General features: G+C 35.2%; 15 protein-coding genes. 11 read left to right on the top strand and 4 right to left on the bottom strand.

The window, feature by feature from the left end; all coding sequences use genetic code 11:
- Positions 1 to 36 precede the first annotated feature (36 nt).
- Positions 37 to 561 carry a gamma carbonic anhydrase family protein gene (locus Q0940_RS07960; protein ID WP_299266724.1) on the bottom strand — a complete coding sequence of 175 codons (525 nt, stop codon included), beginning with the start codon at positions 559 to 561 and terminating at the stop codon, positions 37 to 39.
- A gap of 183 nt (positions 562 to 744) precedes the next feature.
- On the opposite strand from Q0940_RS07960, the gene pdxH reads away from it, so the two are divergent.
- Positions 745 to 1,389: a pyridoxamine 5'-phosphate oxidase gene (gene pdxH / locus Q0940_RS07965; RefSeq protein ID WP_299266728.1), complete on the top strand. Its 645-nt coding sequence runs from the start codon at positions 745 to 747 to the stop codon at positions 1,387 to 1,389.
- 144 nt (positions 1,390 to 1,533) lie between these two features.
- Positions 1,534 to 2,292, top strand: a complete 759-nt coding sequence (locus tag Q0940_RS07970; protein ID WP_299266731.1) for a TatD family hydrolase — start codon at positions 1,534 to 1,536, stop codon at positions 2,290 to 2,292.
- A 30-nt stretch (positions 2,293 to 2,322) separates the two neighbouring features.
- Here the strand turns inward: Q0940_RS07970 and Q0940_RS07975 are convergent, their stop codons facing one another.
- Positions 2,323 to 2,925 (bottom strand): AhpA/YtjB family protein, encoded by a 603-nt coding sequence (locus tag Q0940_RS07975; protein WP_299266734.1) that lies wholly within the window; start codon positions 2,923 to 2,925, stop codon positions 2,323 to 2,325.
- 139 nt (positions 2,926 to 3,064) lie between these two features.
- Between Q0940_RS07975 and serB the strand changes: the two genes are divergently transcribed.
- Entirely contained in the window at positions 3,065 to 4,153 is a 1,089-nt protein-coding gene (serB, locus tag Q0940_RS07980) for a phosphoserine phosphatase SerB (protein WP_299266736.1), read from the top strand.
- A 130-nt stretch (positions 4,154 to 4,283) separates the two neighbouring features.
- Positions 4,284 to 5,663, top strand: a complete 1,380-nt coding sequence (gene cysS / locus Q0940_RS07985; protein ID WP_299266739.1) for a cysteine--tRNA ligase — start codon at positions 4,284 to 4,286, stop codon at positions 5,661 to 5,663.
- Between the two features lie 109 nt (positions 5,664 to 5,772).
- Here cysS and Q0940_RS07990 read toward each other — a convergent pair whose 3' ends face one another.
- Positions 5,773 to 6,372: a Yip1 family protein gene (locus Q0940_RS07990; RefSeq protein WP_299266743.1), complete on the bottom strand. Its 600-nt coding sequence runs from the start codon at positions 6,370 to 6,372 to the stop codon at positions 5,773 to 5,775.
- 431 nt (positions 6,373 to 6,803) lie between these two features.
- Between Q0940_RS07990 and Q0940_RS07995 the strand changes: the two genes are divergently transcribed.
- A complete protein-coding gene (locus Q0940_RS07995) occupies positions 6,804 to 8,318 on the top strand; it encodes a hypothetical protein (protein ID WP_299266746.1) in 1,515 nt (504 codons plus the stop codon).
- A 207-nt stretch (positions 8,319 to 8,525) separates the two neighbouring features.
- A complete protein-coding gene (miaE, locus tag Q0940_RS08000) occupies positions 8,526 to 9,284 on the top strand; it encodes a tRNA isopentenyl-2-thiomethyl-A-37 hydroxylase MiaE (RefSeq protein ID WP_299266748.1) in 759 nt (252 codons plus the stop codon).
- Between the two features lie 121 nt (positions 9,285 to 9,405).
- Here the strand turns inward: miaE and Q0940_RS08005 are convergent, their stop codons facing one another.
- A complete protein-coding gene (locus Q0940_RS08005; RefSeq protein WP_299266751.1) occupies positions 9,406 to 9,924 on the bottom strand; it encodes a hypothetical protein in 519 nt (172 codons plus the stop codon).
- Positions 9,925 to 10,253: 329 nt separating this feature from the next.
- Here Q0940_RS08005 and Q0940_RS08010 point away from each other — a divergent pair, with 329 nt between their 5' ends.
- The 5 genes from Q0940_RS08010 (at position 10,254) to wecC (ending at position 17,561) form a co-directional block, all read left to right on the top strand.
- Positions 10,254 to 13,007 carry an SLBB domain-containing protein gene (locus tag Q0940_RS08010; RefSeq protein ID WP_299266754.1) on the top strand — a complete coding sequence of 918 codons (2,754 nt, stop codon included), beginning with the start codon at positions 10,254 to 10,256 and terminating at the stop codon, positions 13,005 to 13,007.
- A 71-nt stretch (positions 13,008 to 13,078) separates the two neighbouring features.
- The gene (locus Q0940_RS08015) at positions 13,079 to 14,059 is read left to right on the top strand and encodes a Wzz/FepE/Etk N-terminal domain-containing protein (RefSeq protein ID WP_299266757.1); all 981 of its coding nucleotides are present in this window, start codon (positions 13,079 to 13,081) and stop codon (positions 14,057 to 14,059) included.
- Between the two features lie 29 nt (positions 14,060 to 14,088).
- Positions 14,089 to 15,150 carry a UDP-N-acetylglucosamine--undecaprenyl-phosphate N-acetylglucosaminephosphotransferase gene (wecA, locus tag Q0940_RS08020; protein ID WP_299266760.1) on the top strand — a complete coding sequence of 354 codons (1,062 nt, stop codon included), beginning with the start codon at positions 14,089 to 14,091 and terminating at the stop codon, positions 15,148 to 15,150.
- Entirely contained in the window at positions 15,150 to 16,262 is a 1,113-nt protein-coding gene (gene wecB, locus Q0940_RS08025; RefSeq protein ID WP_299266764.1) for a UDP-N-acetylglucosamine 2-epimerase (non-hydrolyzing), read from the top strand. Before wecA ends, wecB begins: the two co-directional genes overlap by 1 nt.
- 27 nt (positions 16,263 to 16,289) lie before the next feature.
- The gene (gene wecC / locus Q0940_RS08030) at positions 16,290 to 17,561 is read left to right on the top strand and encodes a UDP-N-acetyl-D-mannosamine dehydrogenase (RefSeq protein ID WP_299266767.1); all 1,272 of its coding nucleotides are present in this window, start codon (positions 16,290 to 16,292) and stop codon (positions 17,559 to 17,561) included.
- The last annotated feature ends 1 nt before the right edge of the window (position 17,562 follow it).

Raw genomic sequence — 17,562 nt, forward strand, 5'->3', positions numbered from 1 at the left:
GTCTTTCTATTTGGAATTTAATCAATTGAAATTGAGTTAGCCTAAAGGCTGTAATTGCTCATCGTAGAGCTTGGATTTTTCCACATAATGCAGTGCAGACTGAGTCAGTAACTTAGCTTGGTCTGGACTTATTTGTTTTACCACTTTACCCGGAACGCCCATTACTAAAGAATTATCTGGAATGTTTTTATTCTCAGTAATTAAACTTCCAGCTCCAATAATACAATTATCCCCGATAACTGCGCCATTTAATATTGTGGCTCCCATACCAATTAAACTGTTATTACCAACACTACAACCATGCAGCATAACCTTATGGCCAACGGTTACATTGGTGCCTATGTTTATTGGAAAATCATCATCTACGTGGAGTACACACCCATCTTGAATATTGGTATTGTCGCCTATGTTTATGGCCGCATTATCGGCTCTTAAAACACACTGGAACCAAATACTGACTTGATCACCAAGATTAACCTCACCAATCACATCTGCGCTATTAGCTATAAAGTAATTTTCAGTTTTAGATTCTGGTTTTTTTCCGTTTATTTGATAAAGCATAAGGGATGATCTCCTGTTGTTAATAATATACAGCCCCTCGTAAAATTAGCATAATTTGATACCAATTGTATTAAACGTCTGTCTTGGGTTAATAACTTAACATATACTTAATTTATATTGTTTGTTATGCGCAATAGCCGTAATTTAAACATAACTACAGATAATAAAAATTTGGAGTATTTAATGAAGCTGTCGGATTTAAGACGTGAATATTGTCAAGGCGAGTTAAACGAACAAGATGTTGCTGATGATCCCATGACTCAGTTTGACACTTGGTTAAAACAGGCGATAGATGCCAATCTACCAGATCCAACCGCTATGGTTGTTGCAACAGTAGATGAAGAAGGACAACCATCTCAGCGTATTGTTTTGTTAAAAGACAGTAATGAAGATGGGTTTGTTTTTTTTACCAATTTAGGTAGTCGTAAGGCACAAGAATTAAAACATAACAATAAAATATCGTTACACTTCCCTTGGCACACACTTGAAAGACAAGTGATAGTGTATGGTGAAGTTGAGCCGTTAACGACTAAAGAGAATATGACGTATTTTGTTTCTCGTCCAAAAGAGAGTCAGTTAGCGGCTTGGGCTTCAAAACAGTCTCACCCAATTAGTTCTCGTACCATGTTGATGGAAACATTTGAGCGGATGAAACATAAATTTAGCCAAGGCGAAATGCCAACGCCGGATTTTTGGGGCGGTTTTAGAGTAAAGCCAGCCAAAGTTGAGTTTTGGCAAGGTGGGGAGTTTAGATTACACGACCGTATTATGTATAGCCGTAATGAAACTAACAACGCAATTTGGGATAAACAAAGATTAGCGCCATGAGTTAGAGAAGAAGCTAAGCTCTAAGGAAAAAGCGGCTTGAAGGCTGGAGGGAAAGCGTTCAAATCTTAAAGCCCTAAAGCCTTATCTCCCTTAAGCCTTCCCGCCTTAAAGCCTTAGGTATTAATAAATAATGAGTCAAATTAAATGCATCTGATTGATAGCCACTGTCACCTTGATTTCTCGGAGTTTGAAAGTGATTTAAGCTCCGTGATAAACAGAGCTAGAATGCAAGGTGTTGAGTCATTTGTTATTCCTGGTGTGAGCAGTAAGCATTGGGATAAACAACTCAAGCTCGCTCAAGCGTTTGATGATGTATATTGCGGCATTGGTATTCACCCTTGGTTTTTGGATAATGATCCTTTGTCTGACTTAGTGAAACTTGAAAGCTTACTGCATTCGCAATCTGTTGTGGCTGTTGGTGAATGTGGCTTAGATGCGACCGTCGATAATATGGCATTGCAACAACAAGTATTTATCGCGCAAATAGAGTTAGCAAATCGTTTTAATAAACCATTAATCGTCCATCACAGAAAAACCCACCATTTAATTCAACAATGTTTTAAACAAGTAAGGCCAGAATATGGCGGGGTTATACATGCGTTTTCGGGCAATATTAATGATGCTGAAAAATATATCGATTTAGGCTTTAAGCTAGGCATTGGTGGCGGTATCACCTATGAAAGAGCCAGTAAAACACGGACAAGTGTTTTAAATGTGGGATTATCCAATATTTTATTGGAAACAGACTCACCAGATATGCCTTTGTTTGGTCAACAAGGTAAGCGCAATGAACCACAGAATATTGTTAAGGTTGCAGAAGCGGTTGCTGAGTTATTTTCATGCTCGGTTGAAGAGGTTGGTCAGGTTACTAGCCTAAATACCAAAGCATTATTTGATATTTAGGTGTAGGGACTTGGTAGCACAGATTTTGTTTTATTCTTTCACAAAGTAAGAATGTGAAGAGAATGGACGTAGACCGATAGTAAATAAATATCCGATTAAACCCGCAATACAAGCTAACAAGATAATTTGTTGACTAATTCTATGAATAAACAAATTGCCACTTTGTTGTAAATTTTTCTTTAAAACTGTAATTCGTACAAACCCAAGTAAGTCATCGTCGTCATTACGAACTTCCTTAACAAATGGGGTTGGTGATAAAACCTCAATATCTTTATCCCGTTTTGTAATAAAACGTTCTTTAGTACTAACTGCATTATCACTTTTACTTAATACTAAGCCTTTGTCATCATATATAACCATCTCTAAGATGTAATCAGACTTAAGTGCGGAGTCGGTTAAATCTTCCAGCGAGCTAATATCATCTTGCGATATATAAGTGCGAGCGCTGTTAGCAGTTTGCAATAATATGTTTTCTGCTAAAACTAGTGAGTTTTCTTCAAGCATAGCTTTACCTAAACTACTAACATTCAGCCAAAGACTAACAGTAATTATTAATAAAACGAAAGCAGTTACCAATTGTGTAAACTTTCGATTTAACGATGATGTTTTAATATAGGTAAGTTTTTTACTCATCAGATTCTTATTTATATGAGATAGTTTTAAATATTGCGCATTTCTGGATTAAAAAGCAATGCACTTTACTATATTCTATTACCTCATTTCTATATTTGATTAAATAATAGACTAAAAACTAAGTTCGGAATGTAAAAAAATGATTGTCAATGAGTTATCCCACATATTTTCACTATCTGATATTTATTTTCATCAGGTTCAACGGCAATTAAAAAACACCAACTTTTTTAAAATAGAGTGGCAAGCAGAAGATCCTGAAAAACAATTAACGAACATTCATGACTGTACTCAAGTGAAGTTTTTAATTAACAACTCTGACGAAAAAACGACTGACTCTAAAATGGCTAATGTAAGCAATAAGCCAAAAATTGTTTTATTTAATAATGTCACTTGGAAAGTACTTTTTGATTTTATGCAATTTTGCCACGCTAATGTGATCTCTTTAGATTTATGTAAATTAGTTAAACCAACCGATTCTTTAGATGGAGCAATAAGCTTCAACTTAAATGCAGCAGTTAATAACCAAACCAAGTTGTTATTAAACGAGTGGGCAGAAACTCAGAATATAGAATTATGTTATTTAGAAGATGCTCCGACATTAAGTCAGACTGGTTTATTAGTGATGGATATGGACTCAACGGCCATTGAGATTGAATGTATTGATGAAATAGCAAAGCTTGCAGGTGTCGGCGAACAAGTATCTGAAGTGACAGCGGCAGCAATGCGTGGTGAATTAGACTTTGCTGAAAGCTTACATGCAAGAGTGGCGACATTAACTAATGCGCCAGTTTCAATTATTGACCAAGTGGCTGATAACTTACCTTTAATGCCGGGATTAGAAAATTTAGTAACACAACTACAGTCATTCGGCTGGAAGTTAGTTATCGCATCTGGTGGCTTCACTTATATGACAGATGTATTAAAACGTCAGTTAAATTTAGATGCAACGGTTGCTAATCAGCTAGAAATGAAAGACGGTAAGTTAACCGGAAAAGTACTTGGCAGAATAGTGGATGCGAATGTAAAAGCTGAAACGGTTGTGTCGTTAGCTAAAGAATACAATATCGAACCATCTCAAACCATTGCAATGGGCGATGGCGCTAATGATTTAGTTATGATGGCAGCAGCTCAATTAGGTGTGGCTTTTCATGCAAAACCTTTAGTACGCAAGCAAGCCGATGTGAGCGTGAAAAAAGGCGGGTTAGATCAGTTACTGTATTTGTTGTAGCTTTCTTCGCTGTTAATTACATTATTTACTATAAAAATCACATGAATTTACGCGCAACTTTGCTAGAATGCGCGGCCATATATTAAATTATTAACTTTGTTAAACCTTTGTTAAAAGATCAGGAATATAGATGTTACGTATATACAATACATTGAGCCGTCAAAAAGAAGAATTTAAGCCGTTAGTTGCAGGTAAGGTTGGCATGTATGTGTGTGGCATAACTGTGTATGACTTATTACATATGGGTCATGGGCGAACGTATGTATCTTTTGATATCATGAACCGATACTTTAAATATTTAGGTTATGACGTTACTTACGTGCGCAATATTACGGATGTAGACGACAAAATTATTAAACGTGCACAACAAAATAATGAAACTTTTGAGCAGTTAACTGAACGCACAATTAAGATGATGCATGAAGATTTTGCTGCATTAAAAATACTGCCTGTTGATATTGAACCAAAAGTATCAACGCATATGCCAGAGATCATCGATATTATTCAACGCTTAATCGACAAAGAACATGCGTATGTTGCCAGCAATGGGGATGTAATGTTTGAAGTATCTTCGTATGCAGATTATGGCAAGTTAGGTAAACAAGATTTATCACAACTAATATCAGGTGCCAGAGTTGATGTTGACAACGCAAAACGCAGCCCTATGGATTTTGTTTTATGGAAGCTAGCGAAACCAGAAGAACCTAATTGGGACTCACCTTGGGGTAAAGGGCGTCCAGGTTGGCACATTGAATGTTCAGCTATGAACCATAAACATCTTGGTAGTCATTTTGATATTCACGGCGGTGGTTCAGATTTAACGTTCCCACATCATGAAAATGAAATAGCTCAGTCATGTTGTGCATTTGATACACCATACGTTAATTACTGGTTACACACTGGTATGGTGCAAGTTGATAATGAAAAAATGTCAAAATCATTAGATAACTTTTTCACGGTTAGAGAAGTGTTAAAACAGTATGATGCGGAATCGGTTCGTTACTTCCTTATTAACGGCCATTACCGTAGTCAGTTAAATTACTCAGACGACAACTTAAAACAAGCAAAAGCTAGCTTGGAGCGTTTATACACTGCATTACGCGATGTCGAACCAAACTTAAATGTTGTGTTAACAGACTTTGAGCAAGTTGATAAATTTAATACAGCGATGGACGATGACTTTAATACACCAGAAGCTTTATCGGTCATGTTTGAATTGGCCAAAGAACTTAATAAAGAAAAGTTGTCAGATGTTAACAAAGCCTCTGATATTGCTGGTGTTATGGTTAAACTAGGTGAGGTTTTAGGTATTTTACAAACCCCACCTGAGCAGTTTTTCCAAAGCGGCCAAGGTGATGAAGTAGAAGAGATAGAACAGTTAATTGCAAAGCGTAACCAAGCTCGTGCAGATAAAGACTGGGCCGCAGCTGATGAAGCTCGTGATGCGTTAACGGCAATGGGTATTACCTTGGAAGATAGTGAAGGTAAAACGACTTGGCGTAAGATTTAGAACGAGGCGTGAAATCTAACGTTTTATAATCGACTAGTCGATTATAAAACCAATAAAAAACAGCATCAATTGATGCTGTTTTTTTATGGATGAAGCTTGTTGTTAAATGCTAATGATTAAAAGCTGGTGCGTAACCTGAACTCCAAAATATAGCGAATGACGCCATAATACAAACTAGTAAAATTAAACCACAAGTGACAACCGAACTTGAATAAATAAATCCTCGCTCTTCTGGGATATGCATTAAAATAGGCACTCCAGCGTAAAGTAGGTAGACTGAATAAGCTAAGGCTCCAAATCCAACTAGCATTACAAACCATATTTCTGGATAAAAAGCGGCTAAACCTGCAGTAAATAATGGTGTTGCTGTATAGGCTGCAAGTTCTAAAGTTTGTGTATACGTAGGCTCAGAACCAAAAGTATGTGCCATCCAGTGTGCTAAATAACCTAAGATAAATACGCCAGCAATAAGAGCAAAGTACATACCGACTGATAAAATTAACGCGTTATCTACGGATAAAAATAGACGTTCACCAACGCCAACACTCCAGCCTATAGATGTTAATGAAAAATAAGCACTAATGGCTGGAATAAGTGCGATGATCATTATGTGTGACATAGAATATTTAAAACTTTCATGTCGGTTATCAATAGAATGCCACTCTTCTACTGGATGTGCATATAAGCCCCACAGGTGGTTTAATATCATAATTTTTTCCTTCAACTGCTAAATGTTCCTGATGAACACATTGTTTATTAACCAAACAATATGCTTATGTTATGACCAATAAATCGGCATACGTCAAGTATTTAGGTGTTTTTTAATAAATTAATAGTTTGTTTAAATTAGAAAAAATAATGTTTTTAGAGGGTTATCAATTTATTTTTATAAATAGTGATGCTTGAATGGCTTATCTATTGTAGAGTATGCCCCTTAACGCTTTCGGATCCCATATATCAATATTGTTTGCACAGTTGCTGCACATTAGACTGTTATTTTGGCTCCCTAGCCATTATGATGGATTAATGCTTTTAACGTTTAAGTTATGAATATTATTTCGACTAACAGGAACTTTTCTAAAAGTTAACTGCCTATACAGTTTAGGTATATAAAACTATTTTTTTAACAGGAACAACTAAATGAATTTTAATCGTGGCATTTTTAATAAGATTAAACGCAGATTGCCTCTTATTTTAACAATGAGCATATCGTTAGCCTTAGCAGGTTGTGATAGTGATTCCGATAACAATACAGGGTATATGCAGTTTTATAACTTGTCAGCCACTGCTCCTGATATTTATTTAAATGTTGATCAAGAAGATGATGATGATTTCGATGATATAACTTACTCGGGTGTTGCTTTTACTGGTATTACCGGCCGTTTGGAGTTTGATACGGATTCCTACGATTTGGAATTCTCTTGGCAGGATGAATATAACAGTAGTGATTTAGAAGTTATTCTTGAACAAGAATTAACGGTAAAGAATGATATTGTTCATTTTATGGTAATGACTGGTGATGTTAACTCACCTGAAATAACTACTTACTCACTAGACGTAAGAGATGATGATGAATTAGATGACGACAGCGATGACGAACTGTTTAATATCCGTTTATTGAACATGTACGCAGACGACAGTGTTGATCTTTATTATTCAGAATCTGATGAGACTTTTGAAGAAGCTGTTTTAATAAGCCAAGCTGCTTATAAAGAAATGTCAGAAAATCAAAAATATGAACAAGATGATGTTATTTTTTACGCTACGCTAGCTAATAGCGATGACGTCGTATTTGAATCAACAGATATTTCTTTCTCGTACGCTGGTGAATACATTATGGTTATTAGAGAAAATACAGGTACTGGTTCATCGCCATTTGTACTTGATGTTGTCTCTACTTCATCTTCAACAGAATATTCAGATGTAAATTCTGAATCTGAATATCGTGTATATAACGGTATCGTTGAAAATGCTTTGTTATCAGTCGATACTGATTATACAGACAGTTTAGATTTTTATATTGATGAATCATTAGTTTTTAGTGGGCTTTTATTTGGTGAGTATAGTGACATCATTAATACAAGTTCTGGTGATTTTGGTATGACCCTAAAAACTCCATCAGGTGATCAAATTGGAGATAATAATAATTATTTACTTTCATTAACTGAAAATACGAGTTCAACTATATTTTTCTATCTTTTAGAAGAAGCTGTGGATGAAGATAATGACGGTGATGTTGATGAAAATAATGATGGTGATGTTGATGGATACGAATATACTATTAATTCATTGGTGGTTGAAAATAGTCAAAGTGAAAGCATTTATAGTCATGAAGTTAAAGTTATTAACTTAATTGATGAAGATGAGATTGCTGATAATTTTGATTACATTCAAGTTTATTTTGTAAAAAGTGATGAAACTATTGAAAATGCAGACCAATCTATAGGTGCCGTTTTTGCTACTCCTAGTTCAATCACGTTATTAAATAATACTTATAACGTAAAAGTTATAGGTGCTCAAGGGTCTAGTGATATACTTATGTCATCACAAACGTTAACACTTGATGAAGACAGTAAATCTAAATATTTAATTTTAGAGAAAGATGATTCTACTGTAACTGGTTATAAAATGACGTTTACAAACCAAGTTGACTAAGTTTAGTATTTGAATGAAATTTACAGCTAAATAAATTGTAAGAATAAAACGGTCTCATTTTAGAGACCGTTTTTTTATGCTCTTTTTTCAGATATGCTCTACTTGTTTTACACTGTGCGGTTACCAAGGTGATTATATATGGTAAAATCAGCCTACTTTTTATTTATAACTGCTAATTTATCTAGCTAAGCCTATAATAATTCCGTTATGCCAATCCAAAAATTGTTAGAACCAATCTCAAATTTTTTAAAATGTGAAACTCCCAATCAGTGGATCGCAGAAGCCATTAACAAAGATAATTTACCCGTTTTATTAATTGACCACTTAGTCTGTGAATTAAAAGCGGCACAGTCGGCTATGTTTTTGATACGTAAATACGCAGTGGATAAAGAGAGCGGAGATGCTTTGCTTGGTTGGTTAAAGCCCTTCGAACAGTTTATTTATTGTAAAGAAGGGACTTGGCAAGAATTAGCAAATAAAAATAAGTTATCAAAATCGATAATTCCAAAATCTAATTCACCTTATGGACAAGAACTAATAGATAAAATGGTGTTGTTGATCAAAGAAGAGTTACATCATTTTTATCAGGTGTTAGAAATGATGAATGAATATGAAATTGAATATAAACATATAACGCCAGGGAGATACGCTAAAGGAATGCTTAGGCATGTTAAAACCCATGAGCCTGAAACCTTAATTGATAAGCTTATTTGTGGAGCATATATAGAAGCTCGTTCTTGTGAACGATTTGCCAAGCTAGCACCTCTGGTAGATAAAAAGCTCGGTGAGTTTTACCTTTCACTATTACGTTCAGAGGCTAGGCATTATCAAGATTATTTAACCTTGGCTGAAGATATTGCCGGTACTGATATAACAGAACGTATTGATTATTTTGGTGATGTTGAAGCTGAGTTGATTTTAGCGTTAGATGATGACTTTAAGTTCCATAGTGGTATGCCCAAATAAAGACTCAGAGGTTGTAATCAATCCGGGAATAAATATTCTGTGGTTGTATTGCTATCAATGGTTTTTAAATAACCCGACACGAGATAAGCATGAGTAATACTATTAGTGTAAACAGGAAAACTTAAATTACATTCTTAACATTAAAATCATGAAAGGTTTTTATTTCATTAAGAGCCCATTGCACTTGTTCATCTATAGTCTTTGTTAAGTTACCCATAAATTCTACTTCAAGCAGATAGTCCTGATAATCATGGTAGCAGTCAGATACTTTAAAGGCGGCACTTTGTTGTATGTCGTCATGTAATAACTCAAAGAAGCCACGTAAGTTTAAATTTTCATCCCACTTTTCTTTATTAAACGATATAGCAAAACGAAAGTGCAATTGGTCTTTAGACCGACCAATGCTTATGGTATTACAGTAAATGTAATTAGATAGCGTAATAGGAAAATATATAAAGGTATTTTGAGGGATGTCGCTTGCTAACAAATCCTCAACGTCATCGTAACTGAGCTCTGATTTACTGCATTCAAATATATTCAAACAAGACCAGTAATAATCATCCGGTTGAATAGCCAGCCCTTTTAATAAACGCTTGTTAAATAATAATTCAGTAGCAACTGTCGGTTCGTGAATGTTCATACTCGTTCCTTGAATAGTAAATTACCGTTATAAGGGAATTGTAGAAAAGGATTATTGATTTGCAACTTTATCTGTGTGTTTTTTGTACAGTTCGTGGTTGTGGTATATCAATTTAACGCTATAAGTATCAGTAAAATCGAATGAAAGTACTTTTACTTACAATTAATGTAACCGCTTACACAAATGCTTTAGATGATATTTTAGTCAGTTAAATAGTAAATTTATCGTTAAGTAAAATAATGGGTGCCATCTAGGTGAGAATTAGATTACAATTCTTGATTCGTTTATTTATCTATCAAGATAATGAGAAATTCAGGGACTTCATCATCATGTTTAATAGCCGTAAGAATACTAATTTAGTTATACTTTTTTTAGCTTTAATCTCTTTAACTAGCTTCGTTAGTACAGCACAAGTAGCGTCTACACCAACGGCGGCTCAACTTAAACAATTTCAAAGTTTACCAAAAGCCCAACAAGCAGCGCTTGCACAACAGTTTGGTATTGACATTAATTCTATCCAAGGCGGTTTGGGTGGCACTAATATGCAAGAGTTTGAAACTGTCAAACCTGAAGAACAATACTTACAAAACTCGGCTTACCCAAATGACCTTAATGGTACTAATACCGTCAATGAATTTACTGGTTCTGATTACTGGTCGGATCCAAACGAATTAAAACCATTTGGTTATGAAATGTTTGAGCGTCTGCAAGATGCTTTCTTACCTGAAGGCAGTATTCCAATTCCTAGTGACTATATAGTTGGCCCTGGTGACACACTTACAGTATCTTTTTTTGGTAAAGAGTCTTCTGAATATATGGTAACCATTAATAATAATGGTGAAATCATAATTCCAGGTTTAGACCCTATAAGCGTTGGTGGATTGACATATTCAGAATTAAAAACATTTATTTCAGATATCGTAAAAACCAAAATGATCGGTATTAAGGCTACTGTAACATTAGCTAACTTAAGAGGAATTCAAGTTTACGTTGTTGGCGATGTGAAGAAACCAGGTGCTTATCATTTATCAAGTTTATCAACTATAACCAATGCTTTATTTATAAGTGGTGGGCCAAACAAAGTTGGCTCACTAAGAAATATTCAACTTAGACGTGCGGATAAAACAATAGCAACATTAGACTTATACAAAATGTTTTCTAATGGTGACGTTAGCCAAGACTCTAGACTTCAGCAAGGTGACGTCGTTTATGTGAATGCAATTGACCAACAAGTATCAATCAATGGTGAGATTAGACGACCGGCTATATATGAAGTATTCCCTAATGAAACCGTGGCTGACCTTATTGATATGGCTGGTGGATTAAACGTGAATGCATATCCTGAATATGCGGTGCTAGCTCGATTTGGTGAAAATTACCAACGAGATATAAAAAGAATAAATTTAAACGATAAAAAAATCACAAAGCAAAAGTTAAAAAATGGTGATGTATTTACTGTATTACCGGTGTCTGAAAGATTAGGTCAAGTCGTTAATATTGCTGGTGCAGTATCCCGACCTAGTACTTATGGTTGGTCTGAAGGTATTACGTTATCGGATTTGATCGTTAATCAAAATGATTTGATGGAAGTTACGGATTTAAATTATGGCCTTATCTTATCTCAAACCAAAACAGGTAATTATAAGGTAACTCAATTTAAACCAAAAGATGTTTTAAGAGGTAAAGCTCAAGTACTTAGCCCAGGAGATCTAGTTGTATTCTTAAGTAGATACGATGATAAAACCTTTTTGAATGGTGCGATGAATAGTCATGAAGATCAACTAGGTGCACAAAACAACCAAAGGTTTACAAGTAATAACGAATCTGAATTAACAGATAAAGAGAAGAAAGAGCTAGAAGAGTTAAGAGAGTACAAAAAGATCAAAGATGAAGATAATCTTGAAGCCTTAAATGAATTTAAATCTTTAGAAGGGCTTAAAGAATTCAATTACATTTATAAAATTCAAAATGGCACTTTATTTGAAAAACAAAGTGCTCTACTTGCTACCAAACTATTGAGCAGGGACGAACTTATAAAGCCAATTATTAAATTATTATCTAATAGTTCAAACGCTGGTCAAATGGTGAAAATTGTATCCTTAACCGGACAAGTGCGTTTTCCTGGTGTATATCCAATTTCTGATAACACAACATTGGTTGACGTAATATTAGCCGGTGGTGGCTTAAAAGAGTCTGCCAACATGGTGAAAGGTGAGATCTCTCGAGTTATTGCTGATGACAGAAAAATGCTAAGTGTAAAACATATTAATTTTGACCTAGTGGGAGCACTTTCAGGTGTAGAAGGTAAAGATTTAATTGTTAAACCAAAAGACGTGATAAATGTATTCCAGCAAGCTAATTGGAATGAAAATCGTAAAGTTAAAATATCTGGTGAAGTAAAATACCCAGGTGAATATACGGTTAATCAAGGTGAGAAATTATCAGAAGTACTAAAGCGAGCTGGTGGAGTAACTTCATTAGCCGATGTTAAATCAGCTTTTTTTACTCGTGAATCGTTAAGAGAATTAGAAAAGAAACAAGCTCGTGATACAGCTCGTTCGTTAAGTAAAGAGTTAGCACTTAAGTCAATATCATCTAGTTCAGTCAGTTCAGTTAATATTGGTGAAGTACAAGCTTTAGTAAGCCAATTGACTATAATTGAAGGTGTTGGTCGACTAATTATAGATTTACCTAAAATCATTAGCGATAAAACAGTTGATGTTGTTGTAGAAGACGGTGACGAGTTAATCATACCGTCAGTTAGAAATGAAGTTAACGTAATGGGTGAGGTTCAGGTTGCTACCTCTCATCTATATAACGAGAAGTGGGATACATACGACTACATTAAATCTAGTGGTGGTCTTGGAGCGCAATCGGATGAAGATAGAATATATATAGTTCGCTCAAATGGATTGGTAGATGCACTTGATACAGGTTGGTTTAGTTCAGTAACTATTAAGCCTGGAGATACTATTGTTGTGCCTCTTGATGCAGGTTACGTAGATCAATTAACCCTATGGGAAAAAGCAACATCAATTTTCTATCAGTTAACCGTTAGTTTAGCTGCACTTAATAGTTTTTAACTTAAGTAGTACTAAAAGTAACGAATAGTCGACAGATTAGATACATAGGTAAAACAGGTAAAATAGTATTTATGGAAAATCAAAAGCAAAGTGATAGCCAAGAGTTAGCCGAGTTAAAATCTAAGCTGGTTAAATATGAAAATATGGCTAAATACGATGATGAAATAGATTTAAAGGAATTATGGAGGGCTATTTGGCAAGGGAAATTACTAGTCATTTTTATAACCGCAATCTTTTCTATTGCTTCAGTTTTTTATGCATTATCACTTCCTGATATTTATAAGTCAGAGGCTTTGTTGGCACCAGCGGAAGAACAAGACTCTAATTTAGGAGGGATGGCTTCACAGTTAGGTGGCTTAGCAAGCTTGGCTGGGGTTAACTTGGGTGGCGGAAAAGCCGATAAAACAACCCTCGCTTTGGAAGTGATAAAATCTCGAGCTTTTACTTTTAAATTTATTGAAAAATATGACATCACTGCAGATTTAATGGCAGTGAAGGGCTGGGAGCTTGAGTCAAATAAACTTATATACGATGAGAGTATTTATAATCCTCATAGTAAAAAATGGCTACGCGATGTTAAAGCGCCATTAAAATCACAACCGTCTTTGCAAGAAGCTTATAAAGTACTTCAAAAGATAGTGAATGTGGAGCAAGATAAATCTAACGCTATGATAACTATATCTGTTGAGCATTATTCACCTTATGTAGCAAAAAAATGGGTTGACTTGTTAATCTCCGCCAGTAATGAAGAAATGAAAAGTCGGGATTTATTAGAAGCAAACAACTCAATAGCTTATTTAACTGAACAATTAGAACATACAAGAATATCTGGGCTTCAAGAGATTCTTTATCAATTAATAGAAGAACAAACAAAAACAATTATGTTTGCTAATGTTAGAGATGAGTATATTTTAAAAACAATAGACCCAGCATTAGTGCCGGAATTAAAATCAGGACCTCAACGAGCATTGATTTGTGTTTTAGGTTTTATGTTAGGTGGTATGTTAGCTATGTTAATTATTTTAATACGCTACTTTAATAGTAAAGATTGATCGAACTTCTTAATTTGGAACATAATTTCATGCTAGAAATGTTACAACCAATGATGACTGTATTTATAATTACAGTTGTTTTAATACTAATATTAAGACCCTTAGCTAATAAATTTAATTTGGTTGATAAACCTGATGAGAGGAAGACCCATGATGGACACATTCCATTAATAGGTGGTATAGCTATTTATTTAGGGACCGCGATTACATTTCAATTGTTTGGTTTAGTAGATGAACAAACAAAAATTGTTTTGCTAGCTGGCGCATTTATTGTTTTTATTGGCATGCTTGATGATAAATATGACCTACCTGTAAGGTTTAGAATGTTAGGTCAGCTATTAGTCGCTGCATTGTTATGCTCAGGGCTCGGAGCGTATATAGAGAACCTAGGCGACTTATTTACCCTTGGTGATGTAGAACTCGGTGTTTTAGGTATACCATTCACTTACATTGCTGTTATTGCAGCTATTAATGCCTATAACATGATCGATGGTATAGATGGTTTGTTAGGTGGAATGTCGGTTATCTCTTTTGTTGGATTGGCTTATTTATTTAATGTTGCAGGAAATCAAAGTTTCACTGTTAATTCTTTAATTATTATTGGAGCAATATTTGCTTACTTAGTATTTAATATGATGAATGCTAAACAGCGTAAGTATAAAGTTTTTATGGGTGACGCTGGTTCTATGCTTATTGGTTTATATGTTATTTGGATGTTGATTATAGGCTCACAACAAACAGTTTATGGCCCTGAAAGTTTTTCTGCTGTGTTAGCCTTATTTATAGTAGGGCTACCTCTGATTGATATGGCTGCAATAATAGTAAGGCGTAAAAGAAAAGGCCAATCACCATTTAAGCCTGATAGAGACCATATGCATCATATACTGATGCGGTCTGATTTTTCAACTAAGCAAAGTTTATTAATATTACTACTTATGTCAGTATTATTGTTAACAGTAGGGGTTTTTATAAATACTTACTTTAGCACTTTTATAGGGTTGTTATTGTTTATTGCGATATATATTTGCTATCAGTATTTAGTTCAGAATGCTTGGCAACTTACACTGTTAATACGAAATAAGAGAAAGTGATGAAAAAAATATTAGTCGTATTTGGTACTCGTCCTGAAGCAATTAAAATGGCACCTCTAGTACATGCTTTTACAAATGACCTTCGTTTTGAGGCTCGAGTCTGTGTCACTGCTCAACATAGAGAGATGTTAGATCAAGTTTTAGAATTATTTGGAATTATACCTGATTATGACTTAAATTTAATGAAGCCAGGTCAAGATTTAACAGATATTACTTGCGGAATACTCCGAGGTATTAAACCGATATTAGCTGAATATCAACCTGATTATATTCTTGTTCATGGAGATACTGCTACGACTTTTTCTGCAACATTAGCTGCATACTTTCAACAAATTAAGGTAGGGCATGTTGAAGCAGGGTTAAGAACAGGTAATATTTACTCGCCTTGGCCAGAAGAAGGTAATCGTAAGTTAACAGGCTCAATCGCAGACTTACATTTTGCACCAACAGAAGTGTCAAAGTTAAATTTACTAAGGGAGAATGTACCTAGTAATAAGATTATTGTTACTGGAAATACAGTAATTGATGCACTGCATAGTATAGTCAAGAAACTTGAGACAAAGAATGATTTAAAGTCGTCACTTGAAGAGCAATTTAAATTTCTTGATTCTAATAAAAGATTTGTTTTGATTACTGGACACCGACGTGAAAGTTTTGGTGGTGGATTCGAACGTATTTGTGAAGCTATTGCCAAAACAGCAAAAAAATTCCCTGAGATAGAGTTTGTCTATCCAATGCATTTAAACCCTAATGTTAGAGAGCCAGTAAACAGGCTACTTGCTGGGTTAAATAATGTTTTCCTTATCGAACCACTTGATTATTTACCATTTGTGTATCTAATGAATAGAGCTTATATACTACTAACTGATTCTGGAGGAATTCAAGAGGAAGCTCCTTCTCTCGGCAAGCCTGTTTTAGTAATGCGTGATACAACAGAGAGGCCAGAGGCTGTAGATGCTGGAACTGTAAAATTAGTCGGGACCGATGTTGAAAAAATAGTAGCTGAACTAAGCCAGCTCTTATCGGGTGAGAAGGCGTACAAATCGATGAGTTTTGCGCACAATCCTTACGGAGACGGTGAAGCATGTATGCGTATTTTAGACGCCCTTTAAAATTTATTTACACTAAAAAGAATTATTATGTCATTTGAAACCATTTCAGTAATTGGCCTTGGATATATAGGTTTACCTACAGCAGCAATGTTTGCTTCCCATAAAAAGAAAGTCATCGGCGTTGATATTAATCAAGATGCCGTTAATACTATAAACAGGGGGCAAATTCATATTGTAGAACCGGACCTTGACAAATTAGTACATACTGCTGTTAATGAGGGGTATCTTAGAGCTACGACCACCCCCGAACCTGCCGATGCATTTTTGATCGCTGTTCCTACCCCATTTCTACCTACAGAAAATGATTCTGATATCCCGGAACCTGACCTTAAGTTCATAGAAGCAGCTGCTAACGCAATAGCTCCAGTTCTTAAAACTGGCAACTTGGTAATACTCGAATCTACTTCTCCAGTAGGGGCTACTGAAAAAATGGCGGAATGGTTAGCGTTAGCAAGAACAGACTTAACATTCCCTCAGTCTACTGGAGAAGCTTCTGATATCCGCATTGCACATTGCCCAGAACGGGTTCTCCCAGGTCATGTTATTCGCGAGTTGGTAGAGAATGATAGAGTAATCGGTGGTTTAACTGGTAAGTGTTCACAAGCGGCTGTTGAACTTTACGAGATTTTTGTTCAAGCTGATTGTGTAATTACGAATGCTAGAACCGCCGAAATGGCCAAGTTAACTGAGAATAGTTGCCGAGATGTTCAAATAGCATTTGCAAATGAATTATCTATTATTTGTGACAAGTTAGATATTGATGTATGGGAATTAATATCATTGGCTAATCGTCATCCAAGAATAAATATCTTGCAGCCTGGTCCAGGTGTTGGAGGTCATTGTATAGCTGTTGACCCTTGGTTTATCGTATCAAAGACACCTGATGAGGCAAAAATAATTCATACAGCTCGTATAGTTAATGACTCTAAGCCAGTGTGGATGATAGATAAAGTGAAAATGGCAATTGCTGATTTCTTATTATCAAATCCTAATAAAACAGCAAAAGACATAACTATTAGCTGTTATGGCTTAGCATTTAAGCCAGATATTGATGATCTACGAGAAAGTCCAGCTGTGTTTATTACACAATCCATAGCTCAGATGCATGTAGGAACAGTTTTAGCTGTTGAGCCTAATGTTGATCATATACCAAAAACATTAGAGGCAATCGAATTAGTGTCGTTTGAATATGCAAGTAACAATGCTGACATACAACTTCTTCTAGTGGATCATAAGCAATTTAAACTCAGGGCTCCTACTCAAGGTGTAATAATTGATGCTAAAGGAATTTGGAGTTAAA

It is taken from the genome of uncultured Psychrosphaera sp. (assembly GCF_947500655.1).
GTDB lineage: Bacteria > Pseudomonadota > Gammaproteobacteria > Enterobacterales > Alteromonadaceae > Psychrosphaera.